Below are 21,952 nucleotides of genomic sequence, written 5' to 3'. Positions count from 1 at the left end.
ATTTCCTGGGGTACCCAAATGCATTTTCGAGCCCTCTTACTTCCTGTATTGCTCCTTTTCGTTTTAATTGGTTTATCGATACACTTCATGTCAGCGTCATCGTATGCGTCGATTTTCGATCCTGCGACAGGTGGCCTTCACAATCAGCTCAATCAAGCTGAACTGCTCACTCAGCAGCAGAACCTATGGACCATATTGTCTGTTGGATTGTTCGCGCTTGGTGTTCTTGGAATACTAATTGTCTATTCCAGCCTGTTTATTCAGGAGCGTATGCGGGCAACCCGTTTTTTCAACCGTGCCCTTCTCCTCATCGCCATCAGTTCAGCAGCATGCCTGCTCATCGACACAACGCTGAACTTGCCTGATGTAACGGCACAATTGATCCTCTGGCAGTCTCAAGTGGAATTCAGACCACAGGGAGACATCCACGCCGCTGCAATCCACGCAGCAATGGCAGCGATGATCGCAGTTCTGGCTTATCTGCCTCTATCGCATCAGCTGACACTGCGTGCAACGATCATTCTCGCACTCTCAATCGGCGGGGTCATCTACCCTGCCTACCTGAAGGGTGTCCAAGGGTTATTGCTTCATCCGATTAGCCAAAACACCGTGCTGTCAGTTGGTTTCGAGCAGATTGGCGGTGGTACCGTAGTCACATTGCTTGCAACCTTCGTAGCCTTTTCCGGCATGTTAGTGACCGGACTAAGAAACTCACCAGCGTTACCTGAGTACATTCTGCGCAACACACAGAACTACAATGTGCTGCAGATCAAAGCAGGCGCGGCGCTGATGGCCGTTGGCGGCATTGGCTTTTCTGTCGGTAACACAAGCATTTACTCAGGAGAGCTGGGCAGCGCAATCTTCAACGTCCTTGTCGCAACTGGCGTCTCGGTACTATTGGGAGTCGCCCTCGGCTTCTTCGCACCGCGCAAGGTCATGTACCCAACCATTTTGCTGAGCATGATCGGCGGCTTGTCCTCCGTTCTCGGAAACGCCCAGCATCTGACGGTTGCAGGCGTCGCTCTTATTGCTCTGACGGCCTCAGCTGCTTCTATAGCAGTCGCGCGCATTATCTACGCAAGGTCAAAGACCCATAAGGTCATCATTTACTACACCAGCCTTGGCATTGGCTCTCTGATTGGCCTTTTCGGCTTCACAACCGCACTACCAGCAGACCATGCGCTGGCTGGATTCAGTCTGGATAACCTTATACTTCAGGCAGTTGGAGCTTTACTGACCATCCTTTGGGCCTTCTTGTCAGGTCTATTCCTGTTTACGGCCTTCAAATTTGCGAAGCAGTTCCGCCAAGCCGACGAAATCGATCTGAATGATACGCCGATTGTCAGCACCATCAGCCAGATGGAGAACTTGATCGGCAAGTTGGTTTGGCATGACGCCAAGCTGGATGAGCGTTTGCCGGTGCGGGACAGCGACCCGCAAGAACGTCTCGCTTCGCTCTTCAACACGTTCCTCGACAAGCTTCAGAGCGACGAGAAACGGCGGAAAATCAGCGAAACATCAAACAGTAAGCAGCAGGAAGAACTCAGCAAACTCGCCACATTTGCAGAAGGTGCATTCGAAGGCCTGGCCATCTCGACAGACGGTATTATCGTGGAATGCAACCACGTGCTCTACGAGCTACTGGACTATCAGGCAGGTGAGATGCGTGGGACCAGTTTGCTGTCTCACGTCGCGCCAGACTTTCGCGAAAAAGCGCGTGAGAGTATTCTGGCCAATGAGCCAACTCCGAACGAAGTCATGCTTTTAAGCAAGTCTGGCGAGCGAATTCCGATTGAAGTTCGTGGTCGCTTGATGGAAGTGGCAGACGAGAACCTTCGTGTCTCAGCTGTACGTGATATGCGTAAGCAAAAAGAAGACGAAGCACGCATTCTCCATCTCGCTCAGCATGACATGTTGACCGGCCTGCCGAACCGAACTTACTTCCGCGAGCGCTTCCAAAAAGCAATCGAAAACCAGGCAAACGCAGAACAAACGATCTCCGCAGTCATGCTGCTGGATCTGGATCGCTTCAAAGATATCAATGATTTATATGGCCACCCAATCGGTGACAAGCTCATTCAGACAGTGGCCCGCCGCCTCAATGCATGCGTCACCCATCACGACACAGTCGCTCGTCTCGGCGGGGATGAGTTTGCAATCATTCAGGTCAATCTGAAGACAACGGCTGAAGTCGGTCTGCTGACCAACAAAATATTAGAGGTCCTGTCAAAGCCGATTCATGTTGGCAACAACATCACGGTCAGAACGAGCGCCAGCATCGGTATCGCGTTGATTCCGGACCATGGGACGGACCCGGATGAGCTGATGTCTAAGGCGGATATCGCGCTCTATGAGGCTAAAGAAGCTGGCCGCAACACTTTTGCATTCTTCGAAGACAAGATGGAAGAGGCCATCCTGCTGAGAAGAACAATGGAAGGCGACCTGCGTAACGCATTGGAAAATGAGGAACTTCAGCTCCACTTCCAACCGCAGGCACGTTCAGATACCCGTTCCATTGTCGGCTTCGAGGCTCTTCTGCGTTGGAACCATCCGGAGAAAGGCCAAATTGGACCGAACAACTTCATCCCGGTTGCGGAGGAGAGTGGTCTGATCATTCCGATTGGCCGCTGGGTTCTGAATGAAGCCTGTGCGCAAGCTTCTCAATGGCCGGAGCGCTATCGTGTGGGGGTGAACCTCAGTCCGGTGCAGTTCTGCGATGAGTACCTCATACAGGAAGTTGAAGGTGCATTGGCGCGAAGTGGGCTGTCTCCGGAGCGTCTGGAGCTGGAAATCACCGAGAGTGTGCTGATCCACGACGACCGCCGCGCACTCAATACCTTGAGACAACTCAAAGAGTTAGGCATCACCATCGCGCTTGATGACTTCGGTACCGGCTACTCTTCCCTCAGCTATCTGCGCCGCTTCCCGTTTGATCGTCTGAAGATCGACCGCAGCTTTGTCAGCGGTGTAACTCAGACGCCGGAACTGGCGGCAATCATCCGTGCTGTCATCGATCTTGGGCAAGCTCTGGGAATGGAAGTCATCGCTGAAGGTGTTGAAACTGAACCAGAATTAGAGCTGCTGCGCAATGAATCCTGCGATGAAGTGCAAGGCTTTTTGATTGGCCGTCCGCAAGTGATGGATGGCGAGATGGCAAAACATGTCAGCAATGCAAACCTGGAAATTCAGGCTTTAGACCAATACATCGCAGCACTGCAGGAAACTTCTCTGAAGCTAAAAGAGATGGAAAATCAAGCAGCTAAGCAAGATCATGAGATGATTGACGCAGGCGACTAAACCCGCATTCTAGTGATGAAACAACAAGCACCCAGCAGGACTTATCACCATCCTGCAGGTGCATTCACCGCCACACGGCTGCGTCCGGCACCCTGCCTAACCACCTGAACCTGAACCGGAATTCGATCCTTCAGCGCTTCCACATGGCTAATGACGCCAACTTTTCTCCCCTGCCCCTGCAGCATCTCCAGCGCATCAATGGCAAGGTCGAGGCTTTCAGCATCCAGAGAACCGAAACCTTCGTCGATAAAAAGCGTATCAACGAACGATTGGCGGCCTTCCAAACCGGACAGGGCAAGTGCGAGGCTGAGCGAAATAAGGAAGCGTTCTCCGCCACTTAGCGAGCGTGTAGAGCGTGGTGTGTCGCCCATATCGCGGTCGATGACGAACAGGCCAAGACCGAAGTCAGCCCGTTTCAGCTGGTACCGCGGTTTAAGCTGATGCAGCTGTTTGTTGGCCAGCTCCACCAGCAAATCGAGAGTAACACCCTGCGCCACCTTCTGAAACTTGGAACCATCCGCAGAGCCAATCGCTTCCGAAATCGCCCCCCACGTCTTGGCAGTCTCTTTCGCTTCTAACAACAAACCCATGATTTGCTGGGCTTTTTCCCGCGCGTCCGCATCAACCCGCAGCTTTTCAGAAAGAACGCCCTTGTTTACCTGCAACTCAGCAAGCGTTTGCTTTGACGCCTCCAACAACGAGGATAACTCCTCCTGCGGCTTCTCCGGCAAAGGCAGAGCCTCAACAGCAGCAAGCTCCTTCTCCCAGGTGGAAACAGCCGTTTGCGTTGCTAAGTAAGCGTCATCCAGCATCTTCAGCTCTGAGGCCAGTGCGTCCAGCTCCTGAGAGCTCCGCTCCTGCAATCCGTCATAGGCTTCTTTCGTCAGCCCCAAGCTCGCAAGTTCTGCATTTAACCTGTCAGAACAGTCGCTTAGCGCAGAAGCCGCTTTTACCTCTGCAGCTTTTGCCGCTGCCAATCCAGCCTCAATGCGCCCAAATTCTTCTCTTGCGTTGTTTTGTGCGTTGCTAGCGTTATTTTTGCGTTCTTTTGCGTTGCTGTGTTTTTCAGAAAATGCCGCCCGATGCGCCCCGGTCGCCATCCCACCCAACAACAGTTTCCGCTCTGCAGAGCGCTCCTGATGCAGCACGCGCAGCTGCTCCAACTGCCTCAGCAACTCGCCGGAGGATTTGGCCAGTCCATCCCGCCGTTCACTCAAACCACTCGTTTTCTGTTCAAGAGATTGCAGCGCGGCAGAAGTTGTTCCCTCCTGCTGCTCCAGTTGTTCCCAGGTGGAGATGCGCTCCTGCAAATTCGCCTTCAGCGCTGGTAACTCGGCACCAAGGGACCCGAACACCATGCCACCAGCCAGCAGCGTTTCACCAAGCCGCTGTTCCAATCGTGACTGTGTCTCAAAGTTCTCGGTATGACGACCTTCCACGCCAGAAAGCTCTACCTTGATAGATGAAACCTCTTCAGCCTTGCGAGCCTGATCACCAACGGCTTTCTGGTGCGCATCCCGCAAACCACGCAGCCTGACATCCAGCTGCTCCAGCTCTTGACGCAGCACGTCTTCCTGAACAAGAACGGCACGTAGAGCGTCAACATGTGTCGCCACCTGCGCAAGCACAGCGTCCAGCAGGTCCGGCGCATCGAGCAAGCCATCAAGAGCAAACGCCACCTCAACCGGCGGCGCCAAAGCAGCCCACTGTTTTTCCGCCTCAACCCGAAGCGCATCGGCCTCACTGGCATAGCGTTCCATCAGCGCAGAAGCATTTTTCTGCGATGCCTCACAGGCTGCAAGCTGTCCGTTGATCTCGTCTAGGTTTCGCTGCGCAGCTGCGCGAGCTTCTTCCGCTTCCTTGCGCTGTAGAAACACGTCGCCGAACAGCGTGTCCAACGCAGCCCGGCCCTCCTGTGTATCTACGGGGTGATGGTCAGAACCACAGACCGGACATGGTGCATCATCTACCAGCTCGGCGCGCAACAGCTTCACCTGATCGCCTTGCGCCGCTTCAGCAAGAGTGGAAAGGCCGCGCGCTTTCTCAAGGGCTTCTCCCCGAAAAGTCAGTTCACTGGACGCTTTGCCTTTCGCCTGCTGCAACCCGGTCATCTGGTCCACCAGCTTCTTCCAGGTCTCACTCTCAGCCTGCTTGTTGCGCTTGGCTTTCAAAAAGTGGCGAGACGTCTCCTGCAGTTTTTCAGCCCGCTGACGGAACGTAGAAAGCTGCTCCATGCTTTTACGGGCACTCTCAGGACCAAGAGCGGAAATCTCGCCTTTCTTGGCAGCAAACGCGCCTTCACACCCTTCCAGATCAGAGACAAACTGCTCCAGCTGGGCAGAAAGAGTGCTCTGGATATCGCTCAACTCACTCTCGCGCTTGCGCATCTGGGCAAGGTGCGTCGCATCTTTCGTCAGCGCAACCTGAACCCGTTCAAACTCATCCAGATCCGCAATCAGGCTATCCTGACGGTCTTTCAAAATCTTGGTCGCGCTCAATCGCGCCATCTGCTCTTTCACAGTGGCTTGCAAGGCTTTCTGCTCATCCAGAGATTTGGTGTGCTCTGCCAGCGCTGCGTCCGCCTGCTTGGCCTCCGCCACAGCAGTGTCAGAGCGGTCCCGCAATTGTTTGCCTTCAACCTCAAGCTCACCCAGCTTGGTGTCCAGTTGCTCAGCTGCACTCCATTCCGGTGTCAACTTGGCAAGTTCAGCTTCCAGCTCATTGAAAACCGCATCAGCTTGTTTGGCCTGCTCTTCCTTGCCAGCAAGGTCTTTGCGAGCACCTTCCAGCATCACCCGGCTTTTTTCAGCAGCAGCACGGGTGCCAGCAACATCCTTCTCGGCCTCAACCACACGGTGGCTCACAGGCTCAAGAGACTTGATGCGCTCAAATTGCGCTTTCAGATCCCGCTTGGCCTTCGCATTTTCATGGCGGGCCTTCAACGCCACAAACTCATCCTGCGCAGACGCCAGCTTTGTCTTCGCTTCATCAAGTTTTTGCAAATGCCCCAGAGACTTGGCAATCGCATCCATATCCGACTGAACAGACCTGGATTGCTTTTCCAATTCTTCTGACTGCCCAACAAGAGCAGTGCGTTCTTCCTCTTCTAAAAGACCAGCCACATCAGACTTTTCTTCCAGTTTTGAGGTTGCATCCTTCGCATCAGTAAAGCGCTGGAAAATCTGTTTGGAAATATCTCTGTAGCGCTGCGTACCCGTCACTTTTTCAAGCAAGGCAGCGCGCTCGTTGTCATTGGCTTTCAGGAAGGCATCAAAATCCCCCTGCGCCAACAAAACCGTGCGCTTGAACTGGTCATAGGTCAGGCCCAACCGCTCTTCAACAGCCGCATCTACCTGTTTGATGCCGCTCTCAACCGCAGCATTGTCTTCAATGCGAACCAGCGAACGCTCTACATTCTGCAAACGTCCAGATGCTTTGTTACGGGCCCGGCGCACAGTCCAGCGCGCACGATATCCCGTTCCATCCGCGCCAACAAAGTCCGCCTCGGCAAAGCCTGAGGCAGCCCCACGTGTAAGCACGGTGCGCGGGTTTGTTTCTCGCAGCTCAGCACCAGCAACATCCGGCACGCTGTCGCTGCTGCCCGCAGCGCTCAAACGTGGGCATTGCCCAAACAAGGCAAGACACAAGGCGTCCAGCAATGTGGATTTGCCCGCGCCCGTTTCTCCGGTAATCGCGAACAAACCAGCCCCGTTCAATGGCTCCTGTTCAAGGTCAATCTCAAACGGAGCCGCAAGACTTGCAAGATTTTCGCCACGCACCGCTAGAATACGCATTACTCAACCTCCGCTTCTGCGATTGCGCGATAAAAATAGTCCAGATGTTTGGCTTCCGGCTCAATGCCGTGCACCCGCTCAAAAGCGGATTTGAAAAGCTCATCCGGCTGAATTTCAGAAAGGCGAATGAGGCTTGTCGCCTCCGCACTTATTGGCTCGTGCTGTTTTGGCCGCAGCACAGAAACACCGGCACTGCGCACCGGATATTGCGCAAGGATCTGATCCACCTCAGCTTTGAGCCCACCGGCAGAAACCTGCGGTCGCAAATCCACATGCACAAACGGCTGCTGCTCCACTGGCAAATCCCCATCCAGTGCAAGCGCATCAAGGGCTGGCACCAGCTCTTCCAGCAGCAAACCACCATCCCCTTTCACGCGATGGAATGGCACAGGTCGGCTAAGAGGCAAGCGCTCAATAGAAAGCACACCGGCATCAGAATAACTCAGCAAGTTTACGCTATGCTTGTAATGCTGTTCAGCAACAGAAAGTGGAAACGGTGAACCGGAATAGCGAATGGTTTCTTTGCCGACAATCTGTGGTTTGTGAAGGTGTCCAAGCGCTAGATAACTCAGATCATCTGGAAACTGTTCCCACGGCATAGCATGCTCGCCACCTATCAGAATACGCCGTTCAGCCCCTTCAGATTCATAACCACCAACTACATTCAAATGGCCAGTCGCAATCAACGGCATCTCGCCAATTTGTTCTCGCGCCTGAGACACAGCCGCCTCATAAAGCTCTGCCACAGCCCGCACCACAGGAGACCCTTCCTCAGAAGAGGAGAAGCTCAGTCCCGGCAGATCTGTCGCCCGAGGAAACGGCAGTGCCAGCACATAGGCTTTCACGGCACCATCGCTATCGTTCAGCGGCACAAGATGATGGGAAAGGTCCAGCAAGCCGTCCTTTCGGCGCACCATGCCAACCGCCTGCACGCCGATCTTTTGAAAAAGCACACCCGGCGCTTCCACACGTCCGGCGGGGTCATGATTGCCAGCAGTCAGCACCGTCACCAGATGCGGGCGCTTCTCGCGGAACCGCGCCAAAGCTTCATACAACATCTGCGTGGCGTCTGCAGATGGGTTCTGGTTGTCAAACACGTCTCCTGCCACAACCAGCGCGTCCACCTCATGGCGTTCAATCAACTCTTCAAGCTCCATGAAGAATTGTTGATGCTCATAGGTGCGCGACCAGCCATTCAGACTCTGGCCAATATGCCAGTCTGCTGTGTGCAGGATTTTCAACGCCATACTACCTGTTCCACGCTCCAAGCCTTGAGGGCAGCCGTTTAGAAGGACAGCTGCATCATGACTCAGAAATCTTTCATTAACCAATCCGCAAATTAGGCATAGGGTTTACACAGAAGTCTTTAAAGCGCGGCGCTAACCCACAGATTTAGGGGCTTTGGCACAAGTAGCGCACAGGAATCTGTGCCAGCACCTCCCCCTGCGAAATTTTTGAGAAATTCAGAGCCGGATTTTGCATTTTCCGAAAACACGCCCCGAATCTGTTCGTTCACTAATGACGAACAATCAGATCACCAAAGCTTACCTTGTTCATTCCAAGCACTGGAATATCTTTAAGGGCATGACGACACCACTGTAAATATTAAGAAATCAGGAGAGCCCCATGTCTGTTACAGCATCTGATTTGAAACTGAGAGTTCGCCCTTCCCACCAGCGCGGCCATGCCGATGCAGGTTGGTTGAAATCTGCCCACTCCTTCAGCTTCGCCAGCTATTTTGACCGCAATAACATGAACTTCCACAATCTGCGGGTCATCAACGATGACTGGGTCGGCCCCGATGGCGGCTTCCCCATGCACCCTCATGAGAACTTCGAAATCTTCTCCTACATGCTGGAAGGCGCACTGGAACACAAAGACACCATGGGCAACGGCAGCACCGTGCACAAAGGTGGCATCCAGTTCATGAGCACCGGCACCGGCGTGCAGCACTCCGAGTTCAACCCCTCCAGCACGGACGAAACGCACCTGCTCCAGATCTGGCTGATCCCGGACCGCAAGAACACCACACCGCGCTATGAGATGCTGGAGCTGAGCAAGGAAGCCCGCAACGGCAAGCTACAACTGTTCCTCTCTCAAGATGGCCGTGACGGATCCATCCGCACAGAAGCTGCCGCCGATATCTACTCCGGCAAGCTGGATGGCGCTGACACCATCAACTTTGAGCTGGCAGACGAGCGTGCAGTTTACGTGCACGTGGCCCGCGGCGAAGTGCAGGTCGGCGGCCAAACGCTGAGTGATGGCGATGCCATTGAAGCAGAAGGCCGCGGCACGCTGGAACTGAGCAACGGCAATGGGGCTGAGGTCATTCTCTTCCACCTTGCACCGCGCGGCTAAACACAACACACACCCCATCTGGACCGCCCAATGCCTGACAGGTTGGCATTGGCACATTGGAGGGAGGCACTCCTCAATAACAACAAAAGCCTCCCTCTCTTTTTTCCTTCAGAAGACTCACCTTGCAATACTACAAGGATATTTGTAGTATTATTACATGACAGAGAATTCTGAGTGCAACACCTTCGCAAATCTAAAGGAAGACGAAGCCGTCGCAGCGCTGAGCGCTCTGGCTCACAAAGACAGGCTCGCGGCCTTCCGTCTCATCCTGACTGCAATGCCCAAGGGCCTGCCCTCTGGACAGATCGCCAAAGATCTCTCCATCGCCCCCACACGCATGTCCTTTCACCTTGCAACGCTTGAACGCGCCGGGCTTCTCACCGCCCAGCGCGAAGGGCGTGTGGTGCGTTATGCCATTGCCCCGCACACCATGCGCGGCCTGCTTCGTTTCCTGACGCAGGATTGCTGCAGCGGCGACCCTACCCTGTGTCTGGATTTCAACCCGTTTCCTTGTCCTTGACCGACCCCATCGGAGAGACCAAATGAACCCGACCATCTACCACAACCCAAAATGCGGCACCTCCCGCAACACCCTCGCCATGCTCAAGCAGGCAGGAATGGAGCCAGAGGTCATCGAATACCTTAAAACACCGCCCTCCCGCGCAACGCTGGAAAAGCTCATCAAAGACAGCGGCCTCACCGTGCGCGAAATCCTGCGCAAAAAAGGCACGCCCTACGAGGAACTCGGCCTCGACGATGAGAAGTGGACCGATACCCAGCTGATCGACTTCATCGAGCAACACCCGATCCTCATGAACCGCCCATTCGTCACCACCACCAAAGGCACCCGCCTCTGCCGCCCCTCCGAAGTCCTGCTGGAAATTCTGGATGAGGAACAGATAGGCGCATTCACCAAGGAAGACGGCGAAGTCGTCATTACGGCAAAGGGTTAAGCTGTGTCTGAGATGTCTTCTGATCTGCCAAAGGTGGAGGCCGACAGCTTCCACCCCATCAACACCAGTGCTCTACGCAAAGACGACGCACCAGACCATGCCCCGCGCATCCTGCTGCTCTACGGCTCCCTGCGCAAACGCTCCTTCTCCCGCCTCGCAGTGCTGGAAGCCCAGCGCATTCTGGAGCAGCTCGGCGCGCAAACCCGCATCTTCAACCCAAGCGGCCTGCCTCTGGCTGATGATGCAGAGCCGGACCACCCCAAGGTGCAGGAACTGCGTGAGCTGATGATGTGGTCCGAAGGTCAGGTCTGGTGCTCACCAGAGCGCCACGGCTCCATGACCGGCATCATGAAAACCATGATTGACTGGGTGCCTCTCTCCGTCGGCGCAGTCCGCCCAACTCAAGGCAAGACACTGGCTCTGATGCAGGTCAGCGGCGGCTCCCAAAGCTTCAACGCCGTCAACCAGATGCGCGTGCTGGGCCGCTGGATGCGCATGGTCACCATTCCAAACCAGTCCTCCATCCCCAAAGCGTTTCTGGAGTTCGACGAGACCGACCGCATGAAGCCGTCCTCTCTCTACGATCGCGTGGTGGATGTGATGGAAGAACTCATGAAATTCACCCACCTCACCCGCGGCCACTCAGACTACCTGACCGACCGCTACTCCGAACGCAAAGAAACCGCAGCAGAACTCTCTGCAAGGGTGAACACGAAGTAAGACTGGCACACCTCACGGCTAAGGGCTCAGCTCTCAGCCAGTAAGCCATCACATCATAAGCGCGCTGCAGCCCCAAAAACCTCAGCGCGCTTATGGTCTTCGAGGAACAACACCGGGTAAACCGCTTGCTCATCAACCAACACATCCTATTCCAGCCACCGTCAACCACTCCCCCTCAAACCACCGCCCGCTAAAACTGACAAGTCTCAACCATGCATTAAACACCTGCTGCCATACACAGCAGTGGGATTGGAACAAACAGAGGCAAGCTTCATGGATTACATTCTGGGTGTTGATGGCGGTGGCTCCAGTTGTCGTGCTGCAATCGCAACGGCAGATGGACGTCTGCTGGGACGCGGCAAAGCCGGATCAGCCAACATCTACAGCGACCCGACCCAGAGCCTCAGCTCCATTCTCCATGCCGCCAAAGAAGCCTGCAAGGACGCAGGGCTGACAGAAGAGGCCTTGCAACAAACATTCGCAGTGCTGGGGCTGGCAGGCGCCAACGCCCACAACGACCCCATTGGCCTTGCCGAAAACCTGCCGTTCGCCGCCGTTCAGGTCGTCTCCGACAGCTTAATCGCATTGGAAGGCGCTCATGATTCTGACGACGGTGTCATCGGCATCCTCGGCACGGGGTCCAACTTTATGGCCCGCAAAGGCGAAAAGCACTATTACCTTGGCGGCTGGGGCTTCCATTGCGGGGATCAGGGCAGCGGTGCGAAAATGGGCGAACGCGCACTGGAAGAAGCCTTGCTCGCCCACGACGGCCTGCGCAGCCTGTGTCCGTTAACGGAACACATTTTGCGCCAGTTTAACGACGATCCGCGTAAGCTTTCCGAGTTTGCCCGCACCGCAAAGCCAAAAGACTTTGGCGAGTTCATGCCCATCATCCTCGTCTATGCCAAACAGCAAAGCCGCCTTGCCCTCGACATTGTCGAAGAAGGCACCACCTACGTGGCCTCCGCCCTGCGGCTTTTAAGCGACGATGGCAAACTCCCCATCGCTTTGCTCGGCGGCCTGAGCCACGCCTACGACTCGTTTCTGCCTCCAGACCTGAAGCAGTTCATCGTGCCCGCCAAGAACGACGCCCTGCGCGGTGCCCTGGCAATGGCAGAGCGTGAGAACGCCCTGAACACCTGAAGCTCGCCTCTGCTAAAGCATGGCCCAGCCTACTGCTGATGCACCATCACAGTATTACCTGGCGCATAGACGGTAAGCGTGTTGCCAGCAGCAACATCTGAAGTTTTAAGCCCGTTCCCACGCTGCGTGTAAAGCACATTGGTCCCGTTGCTCGTCACAGCAAGCCCGGCTTCGTTGTTATTGCCATGTTGCCATAACGTGCCTTTGGAACTGCTGCCGGACACTTCTACCGAGCCCTGATTACCGTCACCTGTCTGGAACAGATTGCCCGTTGAATTATCGCCTGAAATCACAACTGTTGCTTCATTCCCAATACCAGCGGCAGAAGGGGCGAGAAAGCTGTTACGCACGGCAAGCGCAGCAACATTATCTGCTGTATCCAGTGTATCTTTCGAGGCACCCAACAGCTTGCCGACAAACCATGTCCCGCGCAAAGCTTGTTGACCCAAGCCTGCCGTGAGAGTGTCTCCCCCCTGCAAGACAGTCACATCACTGCCACTCGCACTTTGAGAAACCTGAACTTCGTGATTGTCCCCCACCTGCCGGATGAGAGCCGTATTCCCATCACCTGCAAAAGCCGCAGATGGCATCAAAACAGATGCCAGAATTAAACCCGCTAATTTCCTACACATATCCATCACCCGAAAATTCGGAGCGAGGAGCCCACTGAAGGCTATTGCCCCTGCATGATATTCAGAGAATTTCCATCTCCAAATTGATTGAAGAGCGCCCGGTTATTGTTCCCGAACTGCCCCACCAGCGCATTGTTGTCGTGCCCATAAGCTCTGCCTGAGAGCGCATTGCCATATCCATACTGGATAAATCCAAAGCCATTCCCTGTTCCCTCAGCCTCATAAAGCACCGTATTCCCGGTCCCGATAATGAGCCCTTGCCCGGCAACCGGAGAGTTCGGCACGCCGCTGACTGTTTCTGGCATCACAGGAACGATCAAAGTGGCGTAACTCTCTTCCAGCCCCCGAAGGCTGATGGTGTTCCCACCAAATTCCGTCACTTGAGGAATATTGCCCGTAAACACCTTAGCGCTCTTATTTTCCAGTAATTGAGCGGTTGAAGCATCCTGCTGATACCTAGAGACATCAACTTGCGGAATAACAGCTATTTCCTGGGCAGAAACACCAGAAAGCGCACCACAAACAACACTGCCAAAAACGAAAAAACCGACACGCCTAAACAACATTGCAATGCTCCGGAAGTGGAATACTCCACTCCCATCACATCACAGCATTTTCTTTTTTTTCTGCATTCAGTCACTAAAACTGAAAAGACCCCGGCCCGTAGGCCGGGGAAAGAAGACTTACCAGTTCGAGCCCATCAAAGTATTGAACGGAACAGAACTGTCAGTCACGATAGCTGGAACTCCCACACTGGCAGCACCCTGGTTAATAGTTGCAGAGTTACTGTCACCGGTCTGGCTGACACTAGCAATGTTGAAGTCACCCTTCTGGCCAACCATTGCTCTGTTGTGACTTCCCATCACAGAGACGCCGGCTTGGTTGTAATCACCGATCTGCCCGACCTGAATGTGGTTATCATTGCTGGTAGAAGCGTCAGTCCGATTACCAACATTACCGGTGATAGAGTTGCCTGTACCGTTCTGGGTGAGGAAGATCTTGTTCTGATCACCATTAACGTCTTCAAAGTCGATGTTGTTGCCATCACCACCTTTTTGAATGAACTGCAGGCGGTTATAGCTACCATCAACAACACCAACAGTTACGCCGTTGTCGCTTGACGTCTGCAACACATAGAACTTGTTGAGGTTAGGACCATTCAAGCCATCAATGTAAACGCCGTTGTTGTCACCAGACTGCTTCACAGCAATATATTGCCGATCGCCCCATGAATAACCGGAGAAGGCATTGCCAGCACCAGACTGCTGAATGGAAACTTTGCCGTTAGTACCAGCACCCACGTAGTCAACTGTGTTGGAGTCTCCAGCCTGACGCGCACGGATCATAAAGTTACTGCCGTTTAGACTGACATCAATATCCTGCATGTCACCAGTCTGGCGGTATCCAGCATCATTCATGTCACCTTCAATGACAGATTTGGTGTAGGACTGATTTGAACCAGCATCCTGAACCAGATCAACCATATTGCCGACACCTCTGGACTCAAGCCAGAAGTTGTTGCGCGAGCCATTCTGAAGAGCTGATGTGTCGTTGGCAGAACCAACCTGAATCAGCTTTGCACCATGGGATGGACCTTCAACAACAGGAGTACCCGTTCCCGTTGGATCTGGTGGAACATCATCGATATTGGCACCATTAAGTTCCCCACGCTGACGGATTGAAGCGGTGTTAACTCCACCAACAGCATTGGTGTTTTCTTGAGTAACCCGAGCCACAACGTTGGTATCACCGCGCTGGTCAATTGTCAGGCTGTTCTGCAAGGCAACAGCACCGGCCTGACCGGTCTGGCTTACACCCCAGACACGATGATCAGGAGTACGATCAGAAGGAGAACCATTTGCACGCTGCAAGATGCTTGCAGTGTTCTGGTCACCAGACTGAGTGACATTTTTTACCATCTGATTGTTATCTTGGTTGACGGAAAGAGTATTGCTGGCGCCATTCTGCACCATTTGACCATGATGGTTGGTGTTAGCAGTGCGGTTGTTACCCGCAATGTTGTTGCTGCCAGTCTGCAGTACAGTCGCAGTGTTTCCGCCACCTGCAGTATTGGTCTGCACTACAATCGCGTCGTTGCTGTCGCCAATCTGGGTGATTGTACCCGTGTTGCCTGCACCAGCAAGATTTACCTGGCTCAGGGAAGATGCATTACCATCTCCCGCATGTGCAGCAGCAACTGAAAATGCCAAAGCTGAACATGACAAAATAAGAATTTGCTTCATAATTACGAACCTTCACCTATAATAGTTCGGGTGAGCAAAGGAGATTGTAACCAATCACATTTGCTCCGTTGCGACATGAGGGTGTGTGAGTTTTTGCGAGGTCGCACACCCTCTATTACCGTTTTTACGGTAACTGAGATCTCTTGCCACCATTTCTCATAGTCACTTATTTTCAATGGCTTAGAGAAATTTTGAATCAAGAGGAAAAAGATGGATGTTGTTCTAGAACTGCTGAACATTTTGCAACATCCTAAGATTTCTTATTCGCCCACAGGTTTGACCATGCCAGTGGAACACTGCTCCGATACGGACCCATATTCGATGGGGGGCGAGCCTTTTTAACCTTTACACGCTGGGTGACCTGTGCCTTCTCAGATGTGTATTCCTGATACAAAGCATTGGCTTGAGCCGGGTTCTCAAAACTCCAGGCTCCAACACGCGCCCCTTCCATAACAATGGAGTAAACCGCCTTCTCAATGGCCTGCTGCACAGCAAGGGTGACAGGCTCATTCTTGGTGATGCCAGCTTCAGCTTCCAAAATTTCATCTAAAGCGATGTAGCGGAACGCGCCGCCTTTCAGCCCGACAGAGACAACGGATTTCTGAACCATCACGTTGGCCATGACTTCACCGGTCCGTGTGCTGACAGCACGCAGCGAAACAGTCACGTCATCCTGTCGGTAATCCGCATTACCGCCAATGCCCAGATAACGAGCCCCTAATCCGCCTGTTCGGGTGTTGCTGTCATATCCGACAACGCCGCCCTCAAAAAGAACCCCCGCATAAAGCAGTGGTGGCAGAACCTTCGGATCAACTTTGTCTTCACCCAGATAGATTTTGCGGATCTGCGTAACGATCTGGCGTTCTTTCAGCAAAGCATCAAGATTGCCCCTTTCAACCACGCGGAACCATTTGCGATCCCCGGCATCCTGAAGCGCACGAACCAGCATGGTGTCAGCGCCCTGCGTCACAGATCGTGACAGTGTCTGAACCTTGTCAGACGGCTTATACTGGCCTGTTAGATCTTGATAACTGTAGACAGCAGCGTAAATCGGTTCCTTCGGAGCGGGCAGCTTTTTCAGCTTGCTGGCTTGCACCGAGATCGTTGCAAGTTGAGGTCCGGGACTAAATGCCATGCGTGTTACCGGCCCGCAGGCAGACAACGACAACGCCATGGCAACAACAATGGATTTCTTCATCATATCAATAACCTGGCATTAATTTATGGGAGTACCGTCCTGCAGGACAGGAACCGTGATATCGGTAATGGCACCCGTGCTTTCATCAATAATCTGCAGCTGAATGGAATCTGTGCCGCGAACAAACGAAACCTTCTGGTCGCCAAAGCTCACGGTGCCGCTGTCTTTCGGATCATCACCAAAAATCGCTTGGGATACCTGATCCGCCAGAGCATAAATCAATCGGTTCTGCAGCTGGCGTACAAACAAATCAGCCAGGCTACTGCCAGAACCATCAGCACCGCTACCAGACCCGGAACCATACTTGTTGCTTCCTCCGACAGTTGCAGTTTTCTGGGCATTCGCCGTTGCAAAAAGGTGGGTAGTATTAGCCGCATATCCGCCAAAGCTCGGATTAGTCGGCTGATAAACAAGTTGTTGTGCGTGAGAGGAGCCAACACTGAGGACACACCCCAGCATAAGCCCGAGAGCAGAATTTAGTCTCATAGCAACCCCTAATCTAACGAGGACTTCACGATAAATTTCTGAGAAAGAAAGTGTCAGTTGTATCGATGTAGCTTTGGTATATTAGGGGAACACTATTGTGTCATCTCTCGACATATCGAGGTATTAGTTTTTTTTAACAAGGTAAGAACCAAGTGATTACTTTAAACTAATTTCACCTAGTAGATGCCTGATAGAATATATCACCTACAAATTCATAGTGGTATAAATATCAATTCTAATAGAGCCCACACGATTACATCATGCAGATAGCATGAATGCATAACGTGAATGCAAGTTACATCAAGGCAGCTATTCTAAAAGGGAAATGAACAAGATAGGAAAGGTGGTAGGCCCGGAGGGACTTGAACCCCCAACCAGTCCGTTATGAGCGGACGGCTCTAACCAGTTGAGCTACAGGCCCTTACCGAAGACAGGTTCTACACCAACAACCACGGGTGAGTAAATTGTTTATAGCAGTGAACAAGGTAGATCCTGTTGAAACTTGGGGATGCGTCTTTTCCCCGGCAGATCAACAGAGCATTCATCACAAAGCTTTATAAATACCTGATTTTAAGAGACTATGTGAAAACTAACAGCTTCCGGCAGCCTGACCCCTTGGAGTGCATGATGCGCCAGCCTCTCATTAAGTTCACCGCCTCTTTGTTCCTTCTTGTCATTATTGGCTGGCTACTCTTCATAGGGCGCTCCCTCATTATACCCCTGATTATCGCACTGGTGCTTTGGTACATTATCAACTCCATGTCCTCTGCCCTGCGACATTTGCCTGTGGTTGGACCGTATCTGCCGCGCCCGCTCACCATTTTGCTGGCCCTGTTCGCGATCTTTTATGTCGTTGGCATCCTGTTCAACATTGTCTCAGTCAACCTGCAGCAGCTGGCGTTCGATGCGCCGACCTATCAGGGACGGCTCGATGAGCTGCTGCTCAAGCTTGCCAACCAACTGAATATGGAAAAGCCGCTCCAGCTTTCAGACATCCTGCCCAACTTCTCGCTAAGCGCAGCTCTCAGCACAGGGGCATCCGTTCTCACCAGTCTGGCCGGATCCAGCTCACTGGTCTTCATCTACGTGCTCTTTATGATTTTCGAGGCGGCAACCTTTGACAAAAAGCTCGCCGCCCTCTTTGAAGATTCTGACCGCGTACAGCTTGCGTTCGCCATCCGTGGAGAGATTGGTCGTCGCATGCGTCACTACATGGGCATCAAAACCGGTGTCAGCATCATCACCGGTTTCCTCACCTACGGCATCACGTCATGGGCAGGCCTGCCTTACGCGGCCCTTTTCGGGTTCATCGCCTTCCTGCTCAACTACATCCCGACCATCGGCTCTCTGATTGCCGTCATCTTCCCAAGCCTGTTGTCACTGGTCTATTTCGACACCCTCACACCATTTATCGCGATTACTCTTGGACTGGGAGCAGTTCAGTTCATTCTCGGCAATCTGGTGGAACCACGTCTGATGGGCACACAACTTAACATTTCGCCCCTCGTCATTATGATCTCATTGAGCTTTTGGGGGGCATTATGGGGTGTCATAGGAATGGTGCTGTGCGTGCCGCTTGTCGTGCTTGCCATCATCATTTGCGCCCAATTCCCATCTTCGCGCCCCATTGCAATCCTATTGTCGGGGGATGGCAATGTCGGCGATCCGATAAACCTGGATCATCAAAATCAAACCCGTGAATTGACATGATCACGCCTGAGAGCCGCCGCAATTGTAACTTCTAATTGCATTTCTCGATATTCGGCTGATCAAGAATGACAGTCCGCAGCACGGATCAGGCATCAGCCTCAACAAATTTGAAACTGGAGAATTTAATGCAGAGCGAACAGAAGAAATTGCGTCTTCCAAGTATAAGCGCGCTGGCAGTTGCTGGTCTTGTTGCCGCCGCCCTTGTTGTATCCAGCGGTGTCAATGCCAAGGCTGCTGAACAAACAGGCAAGATCACAATCTCCGGCCAGGGATCGGTCAACGTGGCGCCTGATATGGCGACGCTGGTCTCCCGCGTAATCACACAGGGTGATGATGCAAAGTCCGCCCTTCAGCAAAACTCCGTCACCATGCGCGCCATCCTGCAGGATGTTGAAGACGCAGGCATCGAAAAAAAGAACATCCAGACCACCGGTTTTGACATTTCACCGATCTATGACAACCGCCGCCTCAAAAACAATGAGCCCAAAGCTCCTGAGATTGTTGGCTACCGTGTGCAGAACGGCATCCGCATCAGTCTGCAGGACATCACCAAACTGGGCACCACGCTGGACATGCTGGTGCAAAACGGCTCCAACGATGTTGGCCAGATCCAGTTCGGCGTATCCAATCCTGAAAAATATATTGATGAAGCCCGCGAAAGCGCCGTGAAAGACGCCCGCACCAAGGCGGAAACCTACGCGAAAGCTGCCGGTGTTAGCCTCGGCAAAATTCTCAGCATTTCCGAAGCCGGGTACAACCCACGCCCTTACCCGGAAATGATGGGCATGAGAGCTGCAAAAATGGACAGTGCCCCGCCAATTGCAGCAGGTCAGGAAACCCTCTCGTCATCAGTTACAATAACCTACGAACTTGTGCAGTAACACAAGCCTCCAATGCAACCTCTCAAAACCCCGCCCCAAGCGGGGTTTTCTTTTTTAATGCCGACAACCATCATAGTCCGGCAACATGTACGCTCCCACTAGCACTCCTGTATTGGGGTCTGATAGTCTCCCCCAGACATTCATTATTTATGCATATTCTGAAGTCGCCTCGATTCAGAACACCTCACAAAGCACGCAGCATTTTTCATCGTTTCAACAACTCAAAACCGCGCCAGGCTTCAAATAGGCGACCGCCAAGTGCCCGCATAAAACTAAGCTATTCAAGTTGCCTTCACATCTGCCGAAAAAAGGACCTCCTCGTGCTGTAAGAAAGCTAAGCCTGCGAAACAAAAGGAACAATCCGCCAATTTATGTTGGGCCAATTTTTGCAAAATCGATTTATTGAGATAGCAGGTGCGCCACGATTCAATAAGAAAAGACTTTACTTATTAAACACCTCAAATTAAATAAGTGATATATTTTTAAATAGGCGATACTCATGACCATATCCAGCCCGGCACAAACAATCCCATTATCGCCCTTCAAAAAGCTGACCATGGATGGTCGCTGGCTTGCGTCTCTCATCATGATTTTGGGTGTTGGGTCGGCAAGCATGAACAACTTCCTCTCCTCCGCCATCATGCCAGATATCATCCGCGATCTTGGCGGCCAGCAACGCGCCTTCTGGGTGCTCAGCTTGTTTCAGATCGGCTCCATTCTGGCAGGCACGGTCACAGGCTCGTTGAAAGCACGCATTGGCGCACGCCCTCTCTTTATCGCGGCGGCCCTGTCGTTTCTGGCAGGCTCATTCGTTGGCGGCGCTGCAAATTCCCTGGAACACCTGCTGCTTGGCAGAATGCTGCAGGGCCTGGGCGAAGGCATGATTGTCTCTCTCTGCTATACGTTGATTTCAGACCTTTATCCGGAAAACGCCGTCTCCTCAGTCTTCGCTCTGCTCTCAGGAGTTTGGGCTGTCTCCGCAGGCATCGGGCCCCTCACCGCAGGTATCCTGACAGAAAGCTGGTCCTGGCGTGCAGTGTTTTACGCCAACCTGCCTCTGTCTTTGATGCTGCTCTTGCTGGCAATCACCGTCATCCCGTCCACCACCAGAGACAAAGCCACAACGACGCAATCCTCAGATAAGATGAGCATGTTCCCCCGCCTCGGGCTTCTGGCTGTGGCGGTCTTGCTCATTGCGTATGTGGGCGAACTGCGCAGCCTTCCCCACATCACTGGAGCTCTAGGCATTGGCTTGATCCTGCTGTTCCTCGCCGTAAAATGGGATAAGAAAAGCGCCGGTCCGTTCATTCCGCGCAGTGCGTTCAAGTTCACCGGCATTCTGGGCCTTGGCATGTGGGTCACGCTGCTACTGTCCATTGCCAGCGCCGCCCGTGTTGTTTATGGCGCTGCCATGGGGCAGGTTCTATGGGGACTTTCCGTCACCCAGGCATCTTATGCCATGGCCATCACAGCCTTCACATGGACAGCCGCCGCATGGATCGTCGCCCGTGTGCAAACCCCACACGCACAAACCTCTCTGATCCGTCTAGGAACCTTAAACATCATCGCTGGCACACTGCTCACCGTTGTTTCGCTCTACACCATGTCCCTATGGATATTCCTGCTTTCCTCCGTCTTTAACGGAGCTGGCTTTGGCATGAGCAGTCAGTTCTTGAAAAAAGCAATCATTTACGCCGAAACCGATGACGAGCGCGACAGAGCCTCCGGTTTCATCGGGCCTCTGCAATCCGCAGGCATGGCCATTGGCGCAGCGCTGGCAGGCCTTCTGGCTGGCCTCTCCGGCTTCTCCGTTCCAGGTGCTGAAGACTTGATTACACTGGAAAATGCCGCACAGTCCGGCCCGGTCCTGTTCCTCATCATGGCAGGCATCGCAAGCATTGCCGCTCTATTGGCGTTCAAAATGCCAAGAATGGCCTAGTCACATTGAAGGGATGACAAACATGTGCCGCAAATGTGGAGACAACCCCGGACGTGATCCACCAAAGCTTCAGGCACCGGCCGGTGCTTAAAGCGCACCTTACCAAAGTGAGTACCGATTTTCGGATCAGGACACGCAGGAAAGTGAGTCAGCGTGGAAGCGGTTGACCCGGTGGCGGCGGAGGCGCTCGTCGCAACGGCTGATCAAAATACCTGTCAGGCCCATGCCCACGCCAACCAACACCATGCATGCGGTTCATCATCGCAAACATCATAATCGCGGCAATCACCACAAGAACCAGCAGTGTCGTGATAATCGAAGTCGCAATCACCCATCCCCTGCTCGGCTTCCGCCCAATCGAAGCCCTCAACCCATCCAGCTCACGCCGCATATCTTCCGGTTCCATATCCTGCTCCATGACAGAATGATCATCAGGGAAAGACTATGACACGCTAGAGTAAACACTTATCTATACAAAACAAAATCTAGGTCCTGACGTTAACCCTTCACCCGAGCAGAGAATTACAAACCACAATGGATTCAGATCGATTTGATAAAAATATCAACTAAAAAATTTAGAAGTTAGAACAATAAGAAA

General features: G+C 53.1%; 17 protein-coding genes and 1 tRNA gene. 9 read left to right on the top strand and 9 right to left on the bottom strand.

What is annotated here, in order from left to right; all coding sequences use genetic code 11:
- The first annotated feature begins 87 nt into the window (after positions 1 to 87).
- On the top strand, positions 88 to 3,297 hold the full coding sequence (locus DHN43_RS06855) for an EAL domain-containing protein (protein WP_108818148.1): 3,210 nt from the start codon (positions 88 to 90) through the stop codon (positions 3,295 to 3,297).
- Between the two features lie 44 nt (positions 3,298 to 3,341).
- Here the strand turns inward: DHN43_RS06855 and DHN43_RS06850 are convergent, their stop codons facing one another.
- Both DHN43_RS06850 and sbcD read right to left on the bottom strand, forming a co-directional pair.
- Positions 3,342 to 7,091, bottom strand: a complete 3,750-nt coding sequence (locus DHN43_RS06850; RefSeq protein ID WP_108818147.1) for an AAA family ATPase — start codon at positions 7,089 to 7,091, stop codon at positions 3,342 to 3,344.
- Positions 7,091 to 8,338: an exonuclease subunit SbcD gene (gene sbcD, locus DHN43_RS06845; RefSeq protein ID WP_108818146.1), complete on the bottom strand. Its 1,248-nt coding sequence runs from the start codon at positions 8,336 to 8,338 to the stop codon at positions 7,091 to 7,093. Before sbcD ends, DHN43_RS06850 begins: the two co-directional genes overlap by 1 nt.
- 379 nt (positions 8,339 to 8,717) lie before the next feature.
- Here sbcD and DHN43_RS06840 point away from each other — a divergent pair, with 379 nt between their 5' ends.
- The 5 genes from DHN43_RS06840 (at position 8,718) to DHN43_RS06820 (ending at position 12,265) form a co-directional block, all read left to right on the top strand.
- Positions 8,718 to 9,449, top strand: a complete 732-nt coding sequence (locus DHN43_RS06840) for a pirin family protein (RefSeq protein WP_108818145.1) — start codon at positions 8,718 to 8,720, stop codon at positions 9,447 to 9,449.
- Between the two features lie 157 nt (positions 9,450 to 9,606).
- The gene (locus DHN43_RS06835; RefSeq protein ID WP_108818144.1) at positions 9,607 to 9,969 is read left to right on the top strand and encodes an ArsR/SmtB family transcription factor; all 363 of its coding nucleotides are present in this window, start codon (positions 9,607 to 9,609) and stop codon (positions 9,967 to 9,969) included.
- 22 nt (positions 9,970 to 9,991) lie between these two features.
- Positions 9,992 to 10,402 carry an arsenate reductase (glutaredoxin) gene (arsC, locus tag DHN43_RS06830; RefSeq protein WP_108818143.1) on the top strand — a complete coding sequence of 137 codons (411 nt, stop codon included), beginning with the start codon at positions 9,992 to 9,994 and terminating at the stop codon, positions 10,400 to 10,402.
- Between the two features lie 12 nt (positions 10,403 to 10,414).
- A complete protein-coding gene (gene arsH / locus DHN43_RS06825) occupies positions 10,415 to 11,122 on the top strand; it encodes an arsenical resistance protein ArsH (protein WP_063293941.1) in 708 nt (235 codons plus the stop codon).
- A 273-nt stretch (positions 11,123 to 11,395) separates the two neighbouring features.
- Positions 11,396 to 12,265, top strand: coding sequence for a BadF/BadG/BcrA/BcrD ATPase family protein (locus DHN43_RS06820; protein ID WP_063289987.1), 870 nt, complete (start codon positions 11,396 to 11,398; stop codon positions 12,263 to 12,265).
- Positions 12,266 to 12,294: 29 nt separating this feature from the next.
- Here the strand turns inward: DHN43_RS06820 and DHN43_RS06815 are convergent, their stop codons facing one another.
- From DHN43_RS06815 to DHN43_RS06790, 6 genes are all read right to left on the bottom strand, one after another.
- Positions 12,295 to 12,897: a curlin gene (locus DHN43_RS06815; RefSeq protein ID WP_108818142.1), complete on the bottom strand. Its 603-nt coding sequence runs from the start codon at positions 12,895 to 12,897 to the stop codon at positions 12,295 to 12,297.
- 41 nt (positions 12,898 to 12,938) lie between these two features.
- Entirely contained in the window at positions 12,939 to 13,463 is a 525-nt protein-coding gene (locus DHN43_RS06810) for a curlin repeat-containing protein (protein WP_108818141.1), read from the bottom strand.
- Positions 13,464 to 13,580: 117 nt separating this feature from the next.
- A complete protein-coding gene (locus tag DHN43_RS06805) occupies positions 13,581 to 15,140 on the bottom strand; it encodes a curlin (protein WP_108818140.1) in 1,560 nt (519 codons plus the stop codon).
- Between the two features lie 250 nt (positions 15,141 to 15,390).
- A complete protein-coding gene (locus tag DHN43_RS06800) occupies positions 15,391 to 16,341 on the bottom strand; it encodes a CsgG/HfaB family protein (RefSeq protein WP_063302580.1) in 951 nt (316 codons plus the stop codon).
- Positions 16,342 to 16,356: 15 nt separating this feature from the next.
- Positions 16,357 to 16,824 carry a curli assembly protein CsgF gene (locus DHN43_RS06795; RefSeq protein WP_208860170.1) on the bottom strand — a complete coding sequence of 156 codons (468 nt, stop codon included), beginning with the start codon at positions 16,822 to 16,824 and terminating at the stop codon, positions 16,357 to 16,359.
- Positions 16,825 to 17,168: 344 nt separating this feature from the next.
- Positions 17,169 to 17,245 (bottom strand) — tRNA-Ile (locus tag DHN43_RS06790).
- A 206-nt stretch (positions 17,246 to 17,451) separates the two neighbouring features.
- On the opposite strand from DHN43_RS06790, the gene DHN43_RS06785 reads away from it, so the two are divergent.
- The 3 genes from DHN43_RS06785 to DHN43_RS06775 all read left to right on the top strand — a co-directional run bounded on the left by DHN43_RS06785 (position 17,452) and on the right by DHN43_RS06775 (position 21,354).
- Positions 17,452 to 18,534, top strand: coding sequence for an AI-2E family transporter (locus tag DHN43_RS06785; RefSeq protein WP_057461156.1), 1,083 nt, complete (start codon positions 17,452 to 17,454; stop codon positions 18,532 to 18,534).
- A 125-nt stretch (positions 18,535 to 18,659) separates the two neighbouring features.
- Positions 18,660 to 19,415: an SIMPL domain-containing protein gene (locus tag DHN43_RS06780; protein WP_063289991.1), complete on the top strand. Its 756-nt coding sequence runs from the start codon at positions 18,660 to 18,662 to the stop codon at positions 19,413 to 19,415.
- 499 nt (positions 19,416 to 19,914) lie between these two features.
- Positions 19,915 to 21,354 (top strand): MFS transporter, encoded by a 1,440-nt coding sequence (locus DHN43_RS06775; RefSeq protein WP_208994973.1) that lies wholly within the window; start codon positions 19,915 to 19,917, stop codon positions 21,352 to 21,354.
- 148 nt (positions 21,355 to 21,502) lie between these two features.
- Here DHN43_RS06775 and DHN43_RS06770 read toward each other — a convergent pair whose 3' ends face one another.
- Positions 21,503 to 21,760, bottom strand: coding sequence for a hypothetical protein (locus tag DHN43_RS06770; RefSeq protein WP_063290151.1), 258 nt, complete (start codon positions 21,758 to 21,760; stop codon positions 21,503 to 21,505).
- Between the last annotated feature and the right edge of the window lie 192 nt (positions 21,761 to 21,952).

Origin of the sequence: Pseudovibrio sp. Alg231-02, assembly GCF_900143565.1 — a bacterium.
GTDB lineage: Bacteria > Pseudomonadota > Alphaproteobacteria > Rhizobiales > Stappiaceae > Pseudovibrio.
This window is presented reverse-complemented; position numbering and strand designations above follow the sequence as displayed.